Source organism: Agrobacterium sp. MCAB5 (assembly GCF_052114365.1).
GTDB lineage: Bacteria > Pseudomonadota > Alphaproteobacteria > Rhizobiales > Rhizobiaceae > Agrobacterium > Agrobacterium tumefaciens.
Window position 1 is genome coordinate 270,964 of the sequence record NZ_JBFREP010000006.1, and the last position, 17,521, is coordinate 288,484.

The window sequence follows — 17,521 nt, forward strand, 5'->3', positions numbered from 1 at the left end:
CTCCTCGAAAAATCAGGCACGCTCGTCCCCTCCTCACAGCGAGACATTGCGGCCATCGGCCTTGTCGAAAATATGCAGCTTCTCGGGGTCCGGCTTCAGTCGCAGAATGCCGTCGCGCCCAAGCGCCTCGAATTCGGCTGCTCCCACCACGCTCACGAGCTTCTGTCCGCCCAGATCGGCATGCAGATAGACCTCGTGCCCCATGAATTCGGCGTTGGTCAGTTTCGCCTGCAGCGCCGGCCCATCGGCCTCACCGGCGAGCGAAAGATGCTGCGGACGGATGCCGATGACGGCGTCTGCCGGTCTGGCTGAAAGCCGCTTTTCCAGATGGTCGCCTATCGGAAGACGTTGCCCACCGATGACGAACTCCGCCCCGTCGATCGCCACATCCACAAGGTTCATTTCCGGCATGCCAATGAAACCGGCGACGAACAGATTGGCGGGCCGGTTGTAGAGTTCCTTCGGCGTGGCGACCTGCATGATGCGCCCGGCCTGCATGACGCAGATACGGTCGCCCATGGTCATGGCTTCCGTCTGATCGTGCGTCACGTAGACGACGGTCGAAGAGAGGCCCTCCGCCTTCAGCTGGCGATGCAGATCGGTAATGCGCACACGCATGGAAGCGCGCAGCTTCGCATCGAGATTCGAAAGGGGCTCATCGAACAGGAACACGCCCGGTTTCTTGATGAGGGCGCGGCCCAAAGCAACACGTTGCGCCTGCCCGCCGGAAAGCTGTTTCGGCAGACGATCCAGCAAGGGCTCGATTTCGAGAATGCGCGCGACATTGTCGATTGCCTTCTCGATCTCGGGCTTGGCAACACCGGCAATCTTGAGGCCAAAAGCAAGATTGCCGCGCACCTTCATATGCGGATAGAGCGCATAGTTCTGGAACACCATGGCAATGGAGCGCTTGCCGGGCGGCAGGTCGTTGACGCGCTGATCTCCGATGAGGATTTCACCGCCGGTGATTTCCTCCAGCCCCGCCACCATGCGCAGCGTGGTGGATTTGGCGCAGCCGGACGGGCCGACGAAGACCATGAACTCGCCGTCCTCGATTTCGAGATTGATGCCGTGCACGGCCTTGAAGCTGCCGCCATAGACTTTTTCGAGATTTTTAAGTTGAACGCTTGCCATTTTCAGCCCTTGACCCCGCCAGACGAGATCCCTTCAATGAAATACCGTTGCGCCGCGAAAAACACGACGAGCGCAGGCGCGATCGTCAGCACCGACATCGCCAGGATGCGGTTCCATTCGAAGGCTTCGGTGGTGTCGATGGAGAGTTTGAGCGCCAGGCTCACCGGATATTTATCGACCGAGGACAGGTAGATCAGCGGTCCCAGAAAGTCGTTCATCGTCCACATGAACTGGAAAAGGCAGACCGAGATCAGCGCCGGCGCCAGCATCGGCACGACGATGTAAACCAGCGTCTGCAGACTGTTGGCGCCATCCACACGGGCGGCTTCCTCCATATCCGAGGGCAGCGAGCGCAGGAACTGCACAAGCATGAAGACGAAGAAGGCATCACCGGCTAGTGCCGAGGGAACCCATAGCGGCAGGAAACTATCCAGCCAGCCGAGGTCACGAAACAGGATATATTGTGGAATGCGGGTTACGACATTGGGCAAAAGCAGGATGGCGATGACAGAGCCAAACAGGATTTTCTTCAGCGGAAAATCGAAGCGCGCAAAGGCATAGGCCGCCATGGTGCAGGAAATCGCCGTTCCGATGACCTTCGGCAGGATGATCAAGAACGAATTCCAGAAAAACCGGCCGAAGGTGTAGGGCGTGGAAGTCTCCCAGCCGCGGATGTAACCGTCCAGCGTTGGCGTCTCAGGAATGAAACCTGCACCGGAAAAGATCTCGGAATTGGTCTTGAAGCTTGCGCCGACCAGCCAGATCAGCGGATAGAGCATGATGAAGCCGACCGCGAACAGCAGCGTGTACCGGACAGAGGTCGATAACAGCCGGAGCCTTGCCCGGCGGGCGGCCTGCATGTCGTTTAAGGTTGCGATATCGGTCATGGCATCAATTCCGCTTGTCGCCGGCGTAATAGACCCACTTTTTCGAGGACCAGAAGGCCACGAGGGTCAGCACGGTGATGATGGTGAAAAGAACCCAGGCGATGGCGGAGGCATAGCCCATGTTGAACTTCTTAAAAGCCTCATCGTAAATATAGAGAGGCAGCAGATAGGTAGACTTCAACGGCCCGCCCTGGGTGATGATGTAAGGCCCGTTAAACTCCTGGAATGCCTGCACCATCTGCATGATCAGGTTGAAAAAGATGACCGGCGTCAGAAGCGGCAGGGTGATGAAAAAGAACGTCTTTACCTTGCCTGCGCCGTCGATTGCCGCTGCCTCATAAAGCGACTTGTCGATGGATTGCAGCGCGGCGAGAAAGATCACCATGGCCGAACCGAACTGCCAGCAGCGCAGCAGCGTAATTGTAAAAAGCGCATTGGCGGGATCGCCAAACCAGTCGACCGGCGACAAGCCGATTGCCGCCAGCGCCATGTTGGCCAGCCCTTCGCTGGCGAAGATGTAGCGCCACAGCACCGCAATCGCGATCGAACCGCCGAGGATGGACGGAACGTAAAAGGCGGTGCGGAAAAAATTGATGAATTGCAGCTTGTAATTGAGTATCGCTGCGATGAACAGCGCGAAGGCAAGCTTCAACGGCACCGTCAGAAACACATAAAACAGGGTGACGTTCAGGGATTTCATGAACGTGCGATCACGGGTGAAAAGCCGCTCGTAATTGGCCAGTCCCGCCCATGTGGGGTCACTCATCAGGTCGTAGCGGGTGAAGCTGAGATACAGGGAACCCAGAAACGGGATCGCCGTGAAAACCAGAAGTCCGATGATGTAGGGCGTCAGATATCCCAGCCCGAGGAAGCGATTAGATTTCATGACGCTCCTCCCCCACCCCGGAAAGGCGCGGATAACAGAATACAATTTCGTGCAAGTGATTCTCCCGGAACGGCTGACGGCGGGCGCATGATGGCGCGATTTCTCGCCGCAGCCGATCTCCTCCCTCATTGATACGGCGCGCATTAGCAGTTTGTGAGGTGACAAAACCAAATTTCCGAGCCAAGGTGAATTAACAAAGACGAGGAAAAAGATGGACGAAATCGAAGGTGGTATTCTCTCGTCCGTTCCGCCTGCGGCGCTCACGCTTAATCTCACGCGCGCCACGATCAAGATGGAGCACTCCCGCACCTGGCAGATCGACAAATCCAATCAGGTGGACGATCTCATTATCTGCCTGGAGGGTCGCGGGCATTATCTCGTGGACGGTGAAGCACGGGTGCTGGAGCCTGGCGACGCCATGCTGATTTTCAGGGGGCAGCATTTTATCGGCTGGAATGAACAGGCCGTCACCTATCGGGGAGTGGCACAGCATTTCACGTTGGATATTTACGGTCGTCACAACCTTGTCGCGCAGATGGACCTCAAGCCGAAACTTTCGCTGAGCCGCTGGCCGCTGCTGGAGCCGCTGGTGCGCCACTATCGGCAGAGCGCTCCGCCCTCCTCTGTCACGCTTGGCCAGCATCACCTGTTCATGGTGTTGCTGATCGCATTTATCGATGATGCATTTCTCGGATGGGTCGACCGTCCGAGTTTCCAGCCGGAAGGTGCCGAAGCCCTGGATCTGGCTGTCATGAAAGCGATCACGATGATTTCCGCCAATCCGCTCGACCCTGAAATCGCCGCAAGGGCGACCGACGCAGCCCCCTATAATCGCGACTATTTCCTGCGTGAGTTCCAGAAACGGGTGGGGCGCACGCCGAGGAAGTATCAGGAATTCAAACGCATGGAACGTGCCATGCATTTTCTTGAAGCCGGGCTTTCAGTTGCGGCTGCGGCGGCAGAAGTGGGTTATGGAGATCCCTATTATTTTTCGCGGATGTTCAAGCGCACATTGGGGTTGAGCCCCCGCGACCACATGAACAGGATACGCCGCAGCAGGCACGGCAATCTGATGGCGTTTGACGAGCACGAACAGCAGAGGCTGCTTGCCACCGAAATGCAAAAGGCCCCGGCATAGCGGGGCCTTCTTGCGATAAAGCTTTGGAACTACCGGAAAAGTGACGGCAACCAGAGTGAAAGCGACGGAATATAGGTGACGGCGAGCAGCACGGCTATGCTGGCGCCGAAGAACGGCCAGATCGTTCGCATCGCTTCCCGTATCGTTATGCCGCCAACCGCACATCCCACGAAGAGCACCGTTCCGACCGGCGGCGTATTGAGACCGATACCGGCGTTCAGGATCATCACGACACCGAAATGCACGGGATCGATGCCGAAGGCCTTCACGACAGGCAGAAGCACCGGCGTGGAAATGATGACCATAGGCGCCATATCCATGAAAGTGCCGAGTAAGAGCAGAATGACGTTGATGACCAGAAGCACGATAATCGGATTGTCCGAAATCGCGCTGATTGTCGCGATCATCAGTGTCTGTACCTGCAGAAACGCCATCAACCAGCCGAACGACGCAGCCGTGCCGATGACGAGCAGAACCATCGCTGTCGTACGAACCGCCCCCATCACCGCTTCCACGAAACCGCTCCAGTCCAGCTCACGATAGACAAGCATGGCAACAAGGAAAGCGTAGAGAACGGCAATGCAGGAGCTCTCCGTCGCGGTGAAGATACCCGAACGAACGCCGCCGAAGATGATGCCGATCAACAGAATGCCGGGAAAGGACGCCAGAAGATAATACATCAGCTTCGAAAAGCCGGGAAACGGCTCGGACGGGTAACCCTTGCGCCGCGCGACGATATAGGCGGTGACCATCAGGGCCGCAGCAAGCAGCAGGCCTGGAATGATGCCGGCGGTGAAGAGATCGGCCACCGAAACATTGCCACCCGCCGCGATCGAATAAAGTATCATATTGTGCGAAGGCGGGATCATCAGCGCGATGATGGCGGCGTTGACAGTGACGTTGACGGCGTAATCCCGGTCATAACCGCGCTTGGCCATTTGCGGGATCATCAGGCCACCAACGGCCGAGGCGTCGGCGACAGCCGAGCCGGAAATGCCGCCGAACAATGTCGAAGCGACGATGTTGACCTGCCCCAGACCGCCGCGCAGATGACCGACAAGACCGGCCGCAAAACGGATCAGACGATGGGCTATACCGCCGCGGACCATGAGGTCACCCGCGAAGATGAAGAACGGGATCGCCATCATCGCAAACACGTTCATGCCGGAGTTCATCTGCTGGAAGACCACGATGGGCGGCAGGCCGAGATAAAGAACGGTGGCGAAGGAGGCAATGCCGAGGCAGAACGCAATCGGCGTACCGATCAGCATCAGAAGGGTGAAGACACCGAAGAGGATTGTGTAAGCCATTTACGCGGCCTCCTGCACAAACACATCCGCCGCGATTTCCTCGCCGATGACGAGATCGATAAAGCGTTCGGCTGCAAACAGCGCGATCAGAAAACCGCCACCGATCAGCGGGAAGAAATCCATGCCGCCCGGCCATCCAAGAACAGGGATCGTCGCCGTCCATGTTCCGGCAGAGAGGACGGTTCCGTACCAGCACATGCCAACCCCGAAAAAGAAGATCAGTGCCAGACTGGTCAGGTCCATCGCCGCCTGTATGCGCGGCGGCATCATATAGCGCAGAATATCCAGCCCCAGATGCACGCTTTCACGCACGCCCACCGCCGCCCCCAGCATGATGAACCATGACATAAGGTGAAGCGACAGCGGCTCGGACCAACTTGGTGAATCATTCAGGATATAACGGGCAAACACCTGCCAGCCGACGATAAGGGTCATGGCGACCATGCCGACGCCGGCGATGTAAAGTGACGCACGGCTGAGCGCGCCGAGAAATGGGCGGATCGCCCGCATGAAGTTTCGCATTTGCCTTCCTCCTCCAACCTCAGACCAATGACGACAAAAGAAAACCGGCCCTGTTGCCAGAGCCGGTTTTCCCTATGTCACTTGACGGCTTTTACCCGCTCAAGAAGGTCTTTCATTTTTGGATCGGTGACGAACTTGTCGTAGACCGGCCCCATCGCGGCGGCGAACTCTTCCTTATTGACCTTGATGACGTTGGCGCCACCGGCGCGTACTTTTTCTTCCGAGGCCTTTTCGCGCGCACTCCACAATTCACGCATCTTGCCAACGGAATCCTTGGCTGCCTGACGCAGCAGCTTCTGATCTTCCGGCGACAGCTTGTCATAGGAAATCTTGGAGATGACGAGGATTTCCGGATTGAGGGAATGTTCCGTCAGCGAATAGTTCTTCGCCACTTCATAGTGACGGGCGGATTCGTAGGACGGCCAGTTGTTTTCCGCACCATCGACAACGCCTGTTTCAAGCGAGGAGTAAACCTCGCCCATCGGCATCGGCGTAGGGTTGGCGCCAAACGCCTGCATCATCGAAATCCACAGATCCGATTGCTGCACGCGGATTTTGAGGCCCTTCAGGTCCGCCAGTTTTTCGATGGGCTTCTTGGTTGTGTAGAAGGAACGCGCACCGGAATCGTAAAAGGCAAGACCGATCAGGCCGTGCGGTTCGAAAGCTGCCAGAACCTCATCGCCGATCGGGCCGTCTACGGTATTGTGCATGTGTTCCGTCGAACGGAACAGGAAAGGCAGGCCGAGAACGGTGGTTTCCTTGACGAGATTGTTGAAAGGCGCAGCGTTGACGCGGTTCATGTCGATGACGCCGAAGCGGGTCTGCTCGATGGTATCCTTCTCACCGCCGAGAACCGAATTGTTCATGACCTGCACCTTGATGCGGCCATTGGAGCGTTCCGACAGAAGTTCGCCCATATATTTCACGGCTTCAACCGTCGGATAACCGTCGGGATGAATATCGGCCGAGCGCAGGGTGATTTCCTGCGCCTTGGCGGAAACGCCTGACAGCGCGATCCCCATCGCGATGCACATCATGCTTGCAATCTTTTTCATTTCTTCCTCCTCCGTTGTAACAATGGCCCCACCCCTCCAAGGCTAACGGACCGAATTTTTCACGCCCATCCGGGCCGGCATGCAAAGACCTTTCATCTGCAAAGGATGATGGGGACCTCCCTTTCCCCAACTATCCCGAATTGAAACTACACCGCCTTGAGTGGCGGCAGCTTGAACAGGGCTTCTGGATTTTCCACCAGCGCTCGGTGACGGGCCGCATCGTCCGGCAGCCAGCCGAGTGTGAGCTCCGCAAGGCGGGCATCATCCGGATAGGCAGCCGTCTCACGGACCGAATTGTGCGGCCAGTTCGTCCCCCAGACGATCCGCTCCGGCGCATGGGCAGCGATACGGCGCGAAAAGGCTGCAACATCTTCGTAGGGCCAGGCGTCGCGCGAACTTTCATAAACACCGGCAAACTTGAACCAGAGATTGCCGCGATCGATGAGCTTCAAAAGTGCCGCCATCTCCGGGCCATCCGTGTCGATACCCCTGAAGAATTTACCATGGTGGTCGAAGACCCAGCGCGAGCGGATTTTTTCAAGACGCGGCAAATGATCGAGAAGCCCATTGCCGTCGAACTGAACTGCCACCATCCAGTCGGCAGCATGGGCACGCTGATCCACCGCTTCCAGTTCCGATAGGCTCACCGCGCCGCCAGGCAAATCCATGATACGGGCGCCCACGGCACCGGCAGCGGCAAGTCTTTCCATGTCCTTTTCAGTCGTGTTCTCATCGATAATCACCACCGCGCGGGCTGCCTCGCCCATTTCTGCCACGCAGGCCAGCGTGTTGCCGTTATCTCGCTGTTGGGCGTTGCCCTGGGTGATGATGACGCGGTCGATGCCGAGCCATTGCATGAGCTGGCGATAATCCTCAGGCCCCGGCAGCGCACCCGGCGGCAGGCCCGGCCCACCCGGCAAGGCTGGATAACCGGGCAGATACATATGCATCTGAGTATCGACCGCCCCTTTTGGGAATGCTGGCTGCGGCGGTGTCCCGCTTAGTTTTCTGACAAGTTCGCTCATGGCTGTGGCATCCTGAATTCAACGAGTGCGTCGCGGTTGATCTCGATGCCGAGACCGGGACCATCGGGAATGGCGACGACACCGTTCACCGCCTCTATCGGCTGTTGCAGCACGGCCTGACGGAACGGATTATGTGTCCGATCGAATTCCATGATCGGCTCGATGGGGTTTACCCGCACCGGATCGGGCACCATCGCGGCCATGAACTGCAGGGCAGCGGCGATCTGCACGCCCGTGCCCCACACATGCGGCACAATGCGCACGCCGTGCAGCGTGGCAAGCGTGGCAATCTTCTGCGTTTCGGAAAAGCCGCCGCAACCGCAGAGGTCTGGTTGGAGAATATCCACGGCACCGGCGGAAAGCGCCTGCCACATGCCGTAACGCCCGTGCCAGGTCTCGCCTCCCGCAACCGGGATTGGTTGGCCCGCCCGCACGCGGGCATAGGCATCGAGCTGCTCGGGAACCACCGGCTCCTCGAACCAGTCGATGCCGTATTCAGCCGCACGATTGCCGAGCGCGATGGCTTCGGTAACGGTATAGCCGTGATTGGCGTCGATCATCAGCCGCATATCCGGCCCGATCGCTTCGCGCACGGCGGCAATGACCGCAAGATCCTCCTCGATGCCGAAACCGATCTTGATCTTGCAGGCGTGAAAACCCTCTGCACGGCGCTCCGCCATCTCATTGGCATTGTCGGAGATACGGTCGACCCCATCACGCTTGAAGCTGCCGGTGGCATAGGCGCGCACGCTTTCGCGCCAGCGCCCGCCGAGCAGCATGGAGATGGAGGTGCCGTAATGCTTTCCCTTGATATCCCACAGCGCGATATCGATACCGGACAGGGCGGTAATGCTGAGGCCGCGCTGGCCCTGGTCGCGCAGGGCATTGTAAAGCACAGCCCAGATCTTTTCGGTCTGGCGGGGATCCTGGCCAATAAGCCAACCGGAATAGGCCTGAACCACGGCGGCGTTCGGTCGCGCCGGACCGAGGCATTCGCCCCAGCCGACGGTCCCGTCATCGCATTCGATTTCGACCAGAACGTGGGCACGCCGGTCAAAGCGCATGGATGCGCTTTCAAACGGCGTGGCCAGCCGATGTTCGAGCAGATGCGTGCGCACCGCTGTGATCTTCATCGTTCCCCTCCCGTTATACCTTGATCACACCTTGCGCTTGTGCGTGCCGATCAGGGCATCGAGCATGCCGATTTCCTCATTCGTCAGATCCTTCAGCGGCGAGCGCACCGGACCCGCATCAAAGCCCTGCAGGCGAACGCCAGCCTTGATGGCGGAGACAGCGTAACCCTTGGCGCGATTGCGGATCGCCATGAACGGATAGAAGAATTCCGTCAGGATGCGTTCGCAGGTGGCGCGCTCGCCGGCCCGCAGCGCCGCATAGAACTCGTTGGCAAGGCCCGGCACGAAGTTGAAGACGGCCGAGGAATAGGTGGTGAAACCGGCGCCGAGATAGGCTTCGGCAAACAGTTCCGCCGTCGGCATGCCGCCGAGATACATCAGGCGGTCACCCATCTTGGCGGTGATCTGGCGAACGAGACCGATATCACCGGTGCCGTCCTTGAAGCCGACGAGGTTCGGGCACTCATCGCAGAGACGCGCCAGCGTATCCGCCTGAAGCACCGAATTGTCGCGGTTATAAACCATGACGCCGATGCCGACCGACTGGCATATTTTCTTGATGTGCGCGTAAAGGCCTTCCTGCGGCGCATCAATGAGATAATGCGGCAGAAGCAGGATGCCATCAGCACCGACTTTTTCCACCGCGCGTGCGATATCAACCGCAACTTCGGTGCCGTAGCCGCAGCCGGAAACGATTGCCGTTTCACCGGCCACTTCCTTGGCAGCCGAAACGATAGCAGGGATTTCATCCGGCTTCAGCGAGAAGAACTCGCCCGTACCGCCGGCGGCAAACAGCACCGGCGCCTTGTAACCGGCAAGCCACTCGACATGCGCCCTGTAGCTATCGGCCGCAAAACGACCCTCGGAATCAAAATGCGTTACCGGGAAGGAGAGCAGGCCGGAGCCAAGCGCCGCCTTGATTTGTTCAGGGTTCATAATCCGTATTCCTCTGCAAGTTCACTGACTGGAAGCCACCTAAACCGCTTGCCGCATATTTGTCAACAAGTCATCATACAAGTTATATGATGAATTTTGAAAACCGGCGCGCATTAGCGCGCCAGCCAGCCACCATCGACATTGAGGATGGCGCCATGCACGTAGTCAGCCGCCGGCGAGGCGAGGAAAACCGCCGCCCCGGCGATGTCTTCAGAATGCCCCCAGCGGCCTGCCGGGATGCGTTCCAGAATGGCCTTGTTGCGGGCAGCATCCGCCCGCAACGCCTCGGTATTGTTGGTTTCGATGTAACCGGGCGCAATGGCATTGACGTTGATGCCCTTCGCGGCCCACTCATTTGCCAGAAGCTTGGTCAAACCCGCAACGCCATGCTTCGCCGCCGTATAGGACGGTACGCGGATGCCGCCCTGAAACGACAGTAGCGAGGCGATATTGACTACCTTGCCCGGACGACCTTTCGCCAGCAATTCCTTGGCGAAGGCCTGCGTGGTGAAAAACAGCGCCTTGAGATTGACGTCCATCACCTCATCCCAGTCGAGTTCTGAAAACTCCACGGAATCGGCGCGGCGAATGATGCCGGCATTGTTGACGAGAATATCGAAACCGGCGTCGGCAAAGCTGTCCCTGGCGGCGAGTGGATCGGCAAAATCAATCGACAATGCGGCGGCCTTGCCGCCGTTCTTCGCGATCATGTCCAGCGTCTCGTCCGGCGCGCGGCGGGCGGCGCAGACAACTTCCGCGCCGGCCGCGGCGAGGCCGACGGCGATTGCTTGACCAAGCCCCGTATTGGCACCCGTCACCAGCGCCTTACGCCCTTGAAGCGAAAAGGGATTTTTCATTTCAGATCCCCCGGCTGAATGAAGTCCATGTCGGTATAATCGACATTGTCCCCAGCCATGGCCCAGATGAACGTGTAAGAGCCGATGCCAGCGCCGGAATGGATCGACCAGGGCGGAGAAATGGCACCCTCTTCGTTGGAAATGAAGAGATGCCGCGTTTCCTGCGGCTCACCCATCAGGTGCAGAACGCGCGACTTTTCATCCATGCCGAAATAGAGATAGGCCTCCATGCGGCGATCATGAATATGCGACGGAATGGTGTTCCAGACGGAGCCGTCCTCGAGCGTCGTATAGCCGAGCACCAGCTGGCAGCTTTCCATGACCAGCGGGTGGATGAACTGGTTGATTGTGCGCTTGTTGGAGGTCTCGGTCGCACCAAGCTTGACCTCCTTGCTGTCGGCAAGGCTGACGAGCTTTGCCGGCAGGCTGCGATGCGCCGGGCATGAAGTGACGTAGAACCGGCCCGCGCCATCGAAGGTCACCGCACCGCTTCCCGCACCGAGATACAGAACGTCGCCACGATTGAGCGTATACGTCTCGCCACCAGCGTTGACGGTGCCGGTGTCGCCGATATTGACGATGCCCATCTCGCGCCTGTCAAGGAACGACGGCGTCTTGGTTTCCTCGACCTTGTCCAGCATCAGCGGGGCACCATCAGGCACCGCGCCGCCCATGACGAAACGGTCGTAATGGGTATAGATCAGCCTGATTTCGCCGGAACGGAACATGTCGTTGGCGAGGAAATGCTTGCGAAGCCCATCGGTATCGAGCGTTTTTGCATATTCCGGGTTGACGGCCTGCCTTGTTTCGACGGTCAGCATCAAACTCATCCTTCATGATTGTTGCGTATAGGACATAATATATGTTATCCGCTTTTTGTACGATCTGTATGACAAGGTCAAGAGGAACCTGGATATCTCGACCACGCCTGAGACGTTGAATGGGGTTTCCCGCAGCCTCGATGATCCGCAGTCCATTCGTTTAGGGAGAATTGCAATGAAACGGCTTCTTGTTACCGGTGCGGCTGGCCAACTCGGCCGCGTCATGCGCAAGCGCCTCGCACCCATGGCCGAGATATTGCGTCTTGCCGATCTTTCGCCGCTCGATCCTGCCGGGCCGAACGAGGAATGCGTGCAATGCGATCTGGCCGACGCCAGCGCCGTCGATGCGATGGTCGCCGATTGTGACGGCATCGTCCATCTTGGCGGCATATCGGTGGAGCGGCCTTTCGAGCAAATCCTTCACGGTAATATCATCGGGCTTTATAACCTCTATGAGGCGGCCCGCGCCCATGGGCAGCCGCGAATCGTCTTCGCCAGCTCCAATCACACGATCGGTTATTATTCCCAGACAGAGCGGCTTGGCCCCAACGTTCCCTTCCGGCCGGACGGTCTTTACGGCGTGTCCAAATGTTTCGGCGAAAGCCTCGCCCGCATGTATTTCGAAAAATTCGGCCAGGAAACGGCGCTGGTCCGTATCGGCTCATGCACGCCGGAACCGCAAAATCACCGCATGTTGTCGACCTGGTTTTCGCAGGATGATTTCGTATCGCTGATCGAGGCGGTTTTCCGCGCGCCGGTGCTCGGCTGCCCGGTCATCTGGGGCGCATCGGCCAATGACGCGGGCTGGTGGGACAATTCCCACCTCGGCTGGCTTGGCTGGAAACCGAAGGACAACGCCGAGACTTTCCGGCAGCACATTGCCGAGACAACACCGCAACCAGACCCTAAAGATGCGGTGGCGCGTTTTCAGGGCGGCGTTTTCATCGACAATCCGATCTTCAAGGCGACGTGAAATGCCATTCGGGACCGACAGGCATGATAACCGGTCTTTCCTGCGCGTGCAGCGGGATTGCAAGCCGGACCGCGAATGACGTATCGAGGAATACCGGACGCTAACCTGCACCCTTTTTTAGAACGGCGATGACAATGACAAAAGCGATAACCTCCGAACCGGCAGCTCCGCAAGCCAAGACGCTTGTGGTGAAGGTTTCCGAGGAGCTCCGCAGCCAGATCGCCAAGGGCCGTTATAAGACAGGCGAGCGCCTGCCTTCCGAAGCGCAGATGACGCAGGAATTCGGCGTAAGCCGCACCGTGGTGCGCGAGGCCATCGCCTCACTGAGGTCCGACGGGCTGGTCGAGCCGCGTCAGGGTGCGGGCGTCTTCGTGCTGGAGCCAGCGCCTGTCGAGCGACGGCCGTTCCATAATGTCGATCTTGCCCGCGTCTCGTCCCTGATCGAAATGCTCGAACTGCGCACCGCCGTGGAAGGTGATGCCGCCGGTCTTGCGGCCGTTCGCCGCTCCCCGGCGCAGGAGGAGAAAATCATCGAAGCCTTCGATGCCTTCCGCGCCAGCGCCGCCAAGGGCATTCCGACAGCAGAGGCCGACTTCGCTTTTCACCTGGCTGTTGCCGACGCGACCAATAATCCGCGCTTCAGCGAGTTTCTACAGGTGCTTGGCCCCACGCTCATTCCGCGCCGCGCCGTTGCCGAAAACGGCAAGGAAACCGTGCTTTCGCCCGCTGACCTCAACCGGCTTGTCGGTGAGCACGAAGCGATCCTGATTGCTATACAGGACGGCGACGAAGAGGCGGCAAGAAGCGCCATGCGCCACCACCTGAAAAGCAGTCAGACGCGTTACCGCGCCATGCTGCGCGCGCCGCGCTGAATTTCAAGCTTGAACGACATCGCATGACCGAGGAGAACGACATGCAGCAGCTTCCGACATTCCCCACCGTTTCACCCGACGATGGTGTTGAACGCACCGTGCTTTCCGAAGCGCCGGAGCTGATGGTGGTTTCGTTCCGCTTCAAGACCGGCGCCGAAGGCAAGCTGCACAACCATCCGCATGTGCAATCCACCTATGTCGCCAGCGGCAGCTTCCGCTTTTACCGCGATGGCGAAGCCTACGACCTGCAGAAAGGCGACAGCCTCATCATTCCCGGCCATGTCGAGCACGGCTGCCTCTGCCTGGAAGAGGGCGAGCTGATCGACTGCTTCACCCCGCGCCGCGACGACTTTCTCTGAACCTGGCCGGCCTCAGGCCCGGGACAAATCCCGAAGGGTGCGTGGCAGGCTGTTCACGCACTCTGCCCCTGCTGTAGTAACGAGGAACTGGTCCTCGATCATTAGCGCGCCCAGACCTTCGCCGTAAAACGGCGCTTCAAGTGCCACGACCGTGCCCGGAAGAATGACCTCCTCATTGTCATGGGAAAAGAATGGCCATTCCTCGATGCCCACGCCGCCGCCGACGGAATGGCCGAAGTGACCGCGATAATATTCGCTGAATCCGTCTTTGCGCATCGAAGCCAGCATGGCGGCGTGCACCGCACCGAATGTATTGCCGGGACGAATCGCTTCCAGCCCGCTGGCAAAAGCTGCCTCCAGCGCCTTGAAAATATTGGCCGCGAGCGGAGAGACCGGCCCCCATGAAAACGTCCGCGCGCCATCCGACGAATAACCATCGACCAGCGTGCCAACATCGGCCTTGATCAGGGCACCGGGCGCGACGACCGCCGTCATATCCGACAGGACCGGACCAACCGATATATAGTCCCAATGACCGCTCAGCGAAAAACCCGACTTCAGGGCATGCGACTGAGCGCCGGCTTTCCACGCATTGGAAAGCTGGCTGAGCGCCACGCCCGGCCGCACGGCCGCCGCCATCTCGACCAGCCCGGCCTCAGCGGCCGCTGCGGCCCGCCTGAGAAGTTCAATCTCGCGCACGGATTTCACCGCACGCAGACGTTTCAGCACTGTCGAACCATCAACCCAGGTCACAGCGGGCGTCGCCTCACGAAGAGCCGAAAAATCGGCGGCCGGCATGAATTCGAGATCGGCACCGATGCGCGCCGCAGACAGCCCGCGTTCCTGCAGAAGGTCGGCTAGCAAAACAAAGCAGGCGGCGCGATCGAATGTCTCCGGCCTCTGTCCGCCGGAATTGTTTCGGCGATAGGCACCGTCTACCTGCGAGACGTTTTCGACACCCGACATATCGACCATATCGATCCAGATGCGATGCCGGCGCAGATCGACATCAGGCGCGGCCTTCTCGACAAGAGGTGCGGCGTGATCGCTGACGACGGCGGCAAGCCCGGACGCAGCATCGGCTGGCACAAGCGCAATCGCCGACCCCGCCCTGCCCCACATCGTCGCAACACCGGCATGTGCTCCAACCGCATAACGGAAGGCTTCGGGCTGGAAAAGCACCAGCGCATCCATGCCCGCCTCACCCATCAACTGCTGCGCACGGCCTCGATCGATATCGCCCATAAGAACCCCGGTAGATTGTTTCACCCGCCGTGTTTTCAGGCGGGCGCAATTATATCAAGATTCCGATTTATCAGCGGCTGCTGAGAGAAAGAAGCAGGAAAACAAGATAAGGTAGGAGGTTGGGGATAGTCCTCCTATAGAACAGTGCTTTAGCACCACCACAGCATCCGCATTCCGTCACCCTGACGAGGTCCGGGGTCCAGCACGGTCAATCCCTTGATTGCAAAAGGCTCCGGCCACGGCGCTGACACACCGTAGCCGGATGCCGGGTCAAGCCCGGCATGACGCAGGAGAGGTAGCCGACTTTATCATCCATCCGGAGACCGCGGAAAACCCGCCGCCTCGTGTCGCGTCACGCCTCCAGCCACTTAACCTGCTCAGCCGTCAATTTGATATCCAGCGCAGAAAGGCTGTCCTCCAGTTCGGCAATGGTGCGCGGCCCGATCAGCGGAATGACCGGGAAAGGCTGGGCGATGACATAAGCGAGCGCGATGTGGATCGGATGGCGGCCGAGTTTCCGGGCAAGCTCGATCGCCCGGTCGCGGCGGTCGAAGTTGCGGTCGGAATACCAGACGCGGACGATTTCCTCGTCATCTCGCTTGTCCCGCCCCGCCCGGTCGGTGAAGAAGCCGCGCCCCTGGCTCGACCAGGCGAAATTCGGGATCTGGCGCGATTGGAGCCATGCCTTCCACTCATCGTCCGATGCCGCCACACACCCCGCCCAGATGGGATCGAGCATTTCGGCAAGCGAGAAATTGTTGGAAAGTGCGCCCGGCGCCTGTTTGCCGTTCTCTTGCGCATAGGCGGTGGCCTCGTCCATACGCTCGCGCGTCCAGTTCGATCCGCCAAAAATGCCCCGAATGCGACCACGCCGGACTTCGGCATCCATCGCATCGACAAATTCGCCGACCGGCACGTCGGGATTGTCACGATGCATGAAATAGACATCGACATAATCCGTCTTCAGACGCTCCAGCGACTGGTTGAGCTGCTTGGCGATCATGTCCGGATAGCAGAGGGGCGAATGCGCGCCTTTGCCGATCAACACGATTTCTTCGCGCGGCACGTTGCGGCTGGTGTGCCAGTCACCGAATATTGCTTCCGTCTTGCCGCCGCCATAGACATAAGCCGTATCGAACAGATTGCCGCCCGCCTCATAAAAAGCATCGAGCGTCAGGGACGCGGAGGCGAAATTGGGGAAGAACTCGAAACCGAGCGCAACCACCGAAGCGGGTTTGGTGAGGCCGGGTATCTGCCGCTTCGGAACCGCATTGCCTGCCACGACCTTGCCACCGGCAATATTCGTGATGCGAGAGGTTGCTTTTTCGACGCTGTATTCCAGGCCAACGGCGGCACGCCACTGGTCCATGACACGTAGATTGCCGAGGCTGTCGGCCCAGCCCATGCCGGGCGCGCCGAATTCCTGCTTGCCCTGCCTTATCGCCTCACCTGCCGCATCGACTTCGAAGGAATAGAGCCAACGGTCTTCCGGCAATTCGATGGTTTCGACCTTGTCGCCCCTGAAAATATCGATCCGGCCGGTGCCACCCTTGTGGCCGGCGGCGAACCAGAAATCCTTGACTTCGATACGGCCTTCCGAACCGATGATGCGCAGCACATTGTCCTGGCCTGCCATGATCGAGCAGGAGACTTCGGCAACGATACCGTTCGAAAATTTCAGAACGGCCGAAGCCCATTCATCGACGCCCGACTGGCCGAGATGGGCCGCACCTACAATCTTTTCGGGTTCAGCAAAGGGTTTTTCATCGACTGCACCGGCAATCAGCCGCACCATGGATACGGGATAACCGCCGACATCGAGAATGCCGCCGCCTGCCGTCTCATTGGAAAACAGACGATGATCGGCACGGAAAGACCCCATGTTGAAACCGAAACTGGAGCGGATGATGCGGATATCGCCAACGGCACGGTTCGTGATCAACTCCACCAGTTTTGCCGTCTGCGGATGCAGGCGGTACATATAGGCCTCGCCCGCAAAGACATCAGCCTTTTTCGCTTCGTGGAAAATGGCATCGGCGTCATAGGCGGAAAGCGCGATGGGCTTTTCCACCAGCACGTTTTTGCCCGCACGGATCGCCTTGATCGCCCATTCCGCATGGCCGGTATGGGGCGTGGCGATATAGACGGCGTCGATATGGGGATCGGAAAGCAGCGCATCGTAACCATGGATGATGCGCGCGCCGGGAAAGGCGTCAGCAAGGCCGGGCTTGTCCGGATTGCGGGTGGCGATAGCCTCGAGCTTACCCGTGCGGGAATGGGCAATGCCGTCCGCAAAGGTCTTGGCGATGGTGCCCGGGCCGATAATGCCCCAGCGGATCGGTTGGTCGGTCGTCATGAAATCCTCGTC

At 59.1% G+C, this 17,521-nt stretch carries 17 protein-coding genes; 4 read left to right on the forward strand and 13 right to left on the reverse strand.

The genetic code is table 11. From position 1 onward, the window contains the following. Positions 1-33 precede the first annotated feature (33 nt). The 3 genes from AB4Z23_RS16195 to AB4Z23_RS16205 are packed head-to-tail and all read right to left on the reverse strand — an operon-like array spanning position 34 to position 2,907. Positions 34-1,134: an ABC transporter ATP-binding protein gene (locus AB4Z23_RS16195; protein WP_035199333.1), complete on the reverse strand. Its 1,101-nt coding sequence runs from the start codon at positions 1,132-1,134 to the stop codon at positions 34-36. Positions 1,135-1,136: 2 nt separating this feature from the next. Then, a complete protein-coding gene (locus tag AB4Z23_RS16200) occupies positions 1,137-2,021 on the reverse strand; it encodes a carbohydrate ABC transporter permease (protein ID WP_019566471.1) in 885 nt (294 codons plus the stop codon). A 4-nt stretch (positions 2,022-2,025) separates the two neighbouring features. After that, complete coding sequence (locus AB4Z23_RS16205; RefSeq protein ID WP_003517909.1) at positions 2,026-2,907, reverse strand: carbohydrate ABC transporter permease; 882 nt, start codon at positions 2,905-2,907, stop codon at positions 2,026-2,028. 211 nt (positions 2,908-3,118) lie between these two features. Between AB4Z23_RS16205 and AB4Z23_RS16210 the strand changes: the two genes are divergently transcribed. Continuing rightward, entirely contained in the window at positions 3,119-4,045 is a 927-nt protein-coding gene (locus AB4Z23_RS16210; protein ID WP_019566472.1) for an AraC family transcriptional regulator, read from the forward strand. 29 nt (positions 4,046-4,074) lie between these two features. Here AB4Z23_RS16210 and AB4Z23_RS16215 read toward each other — a convergent pair whose 3' ends face one another. The 8 genes from AB4Z23_RS16215 to kduI all read right to left on the reverse strand — a co-directional run bounded on the left by AB4Z23_RS16215 (position 4,075) and on the right by kduI (position 11,704). Then, positions 4,075-5,355: a TRAP transporter large permease gene (locus tag AB4Z23_RS16215; RefSeq protein WP_003517912.1), complete on the reverse strand. Its 1,281-nt coding sequence runs from the start codon at positions 5,353-5,355 to the stop codon at positions 4,075-4,077. Further along, positions 5,356-5,877 carry a TRAP transporter small permease gene (locus AB4Z23_RS16220; RefSeq protein ID WP_013761414.1) on the reverse strand — a complete coding sequence of 174 codons (522 nt, stop codon included), beginning with the start codon at positions 5,875-5,877 and terminating at the stop codon, positions 5,356-5,358. It lies immediately after the preceding gene. A gap of 77 nt (positions 5,878-5,954) precedes the next feature. Continuing rightward, on the reverse strand, positions 5,955-6,932 hold the full coding sequence (locus AB4Z23_RS16225; protein ID WP_003517915.1) for a TRAP transporter substrate-binding protein: 978 nt from the start codon (positions 6,930-6,932) through the stop codon (positions 5,955-5,957). A gap of 146 nt (positions 6,933-7,078) precedes the next feature. Beyond that, positions 7,079-7,957: an amidohydrolase family protein gene (locus AB4Z23_RS16230; protein WP_113291891.1), complete on the reverse strand. Its 879-nt coding sequence runs from the start codon at positions 7,955-7,957 to the stop codon at positions 7,079-7,081. Continuing rightward, on the reverse strand, positions 7,954-9,090 hold the full coding sequence (locus tag AB4Z23_RS16235; protein ID WP_112959757.1) for a D-galactarolactone cycloisomerase: 1,137 nt from the start codon (positions 9,088-9,090) through the stop codon (positions 7,954-7,956). The genes AB4Z23_RS16230 and AB4Z23_RS16235 overlap by 4 nt, the downstream gene beginning before the upstream one ends. A gap of 24 nt (positions 9,091-9,114) precedes the next feature. Next, entirely contained in the window at positions 9,115-10,026 is a 912-nt protein-coding gene (gene kdgD, locus AB4Z23_RS16240; RefSeq protein WP_112959758.1) for a 5-dehydro-4-deoxyglucarate dehydratase, read from the reverse strand. A 113-nt stretch (positions 10,027-10,139) separates the two neighbouring features. Continuing rightward, on the reverse strand, positions 10,140-10,883 hold the full coding sequence (kduD, locus tag AB4Z23_RS16245) for a 2-dehydro-3-deoxy-D-gluconate 5-dehydrogenase KduD (RefSeq protein WP_013761417.1): 744 nt from the start codon (positions 10,881-10,883) through the stop codon (positions 10,140-10,142). Continuing rightward, a complete protein-coding gene (gene kduI / locus AB4Z23_RS16250) occupies positions 10,880-11,704 on the reverse strand; it encodes a 5-dehydro-4-deoxy-D-glucuronate isomerase (RefSeq protein WP_065705289.1) in 825 nt (274 codons plus the stop codon). Before kduI ends, kduD begins: the two co-directional genes overlap by 4 nt. A 175-nt stretch (positions 11,705-11,879) precedes the next feature. Here kduI and AB4Z23_RS16255 point away from each other — a divergent pair, with 175 nt between their 5' ends. The 3 genes from AB4Z23_RS16255 (at position 11,880) to AB4Z23_RS16265 (ending at position 13,908) form a co-directional block, all read left to right on the forward strand. Next, complete coding sequence (locus AB4Z23_RS16255; RefSeq protein ID WP_065705287.1) at positions 11,880-12,677, forward strand: NAD-dependent epimerase/dehydratase family protein; 798 nt, start codon at positions 11,880-11,882, stop codon at positions 12,675-12,677. Positions 12,678-12,811: 134 nt separating this feature from the next. Next, on the forward strand, positions 12,812-13,549 hold the full coding sequence (locus AB4Z23_RS16260; protein ID WP_003517927.1) for a FadR/GntR family transcriptional regulator: 738 nt from the start codon (positions 12,812-12,814) through the stop codon (positions 13,547-13,549). 41 nt (positions 13,550-13,590) lie between these two features. Continuing rightward, a complete protein-coding gene (locus tag AB4Z23_RS16265) occupies positions 13,591-13,908 on the forward strand; it encodes a cupin domain-containing protein (RefSeq protein WP_003517929.1) in 318 nt (105 codons plus the stop codon). Positions 13,909-13,920: 12 nt separating this feature from the next. On the opposite strand, the gene AB4Z23_RS16270 is transcribed toward AB4Z23_RS16265, so the two are convergent. Next, positions 13,921-15,153, reverse strand: a complete 1,233-nt coding sequence (locus AB4Z23_RS16270; protein ID WP_112959759.1) for a M24 family metallopeptidase — start codon at positions 15,151-15,153, stop codon at positions 13,921-13,923. A 352-nt stretch (positions 15,154-15,505) separates the two neighbouring features. After that, positions 15,506-17,509, reverse strand: a complete 2,004-nt coding sequence (locus tag AB4Z23_RS16275) for an aldo/keto reductase (RefSeq protein WP_112959760.1) — start codon at positions 17,507-17,509, stop codon at positions 15,506-15,508. Between the last annotated feature and the right edge of the window lie 12 nt (positions 17,510-17,521).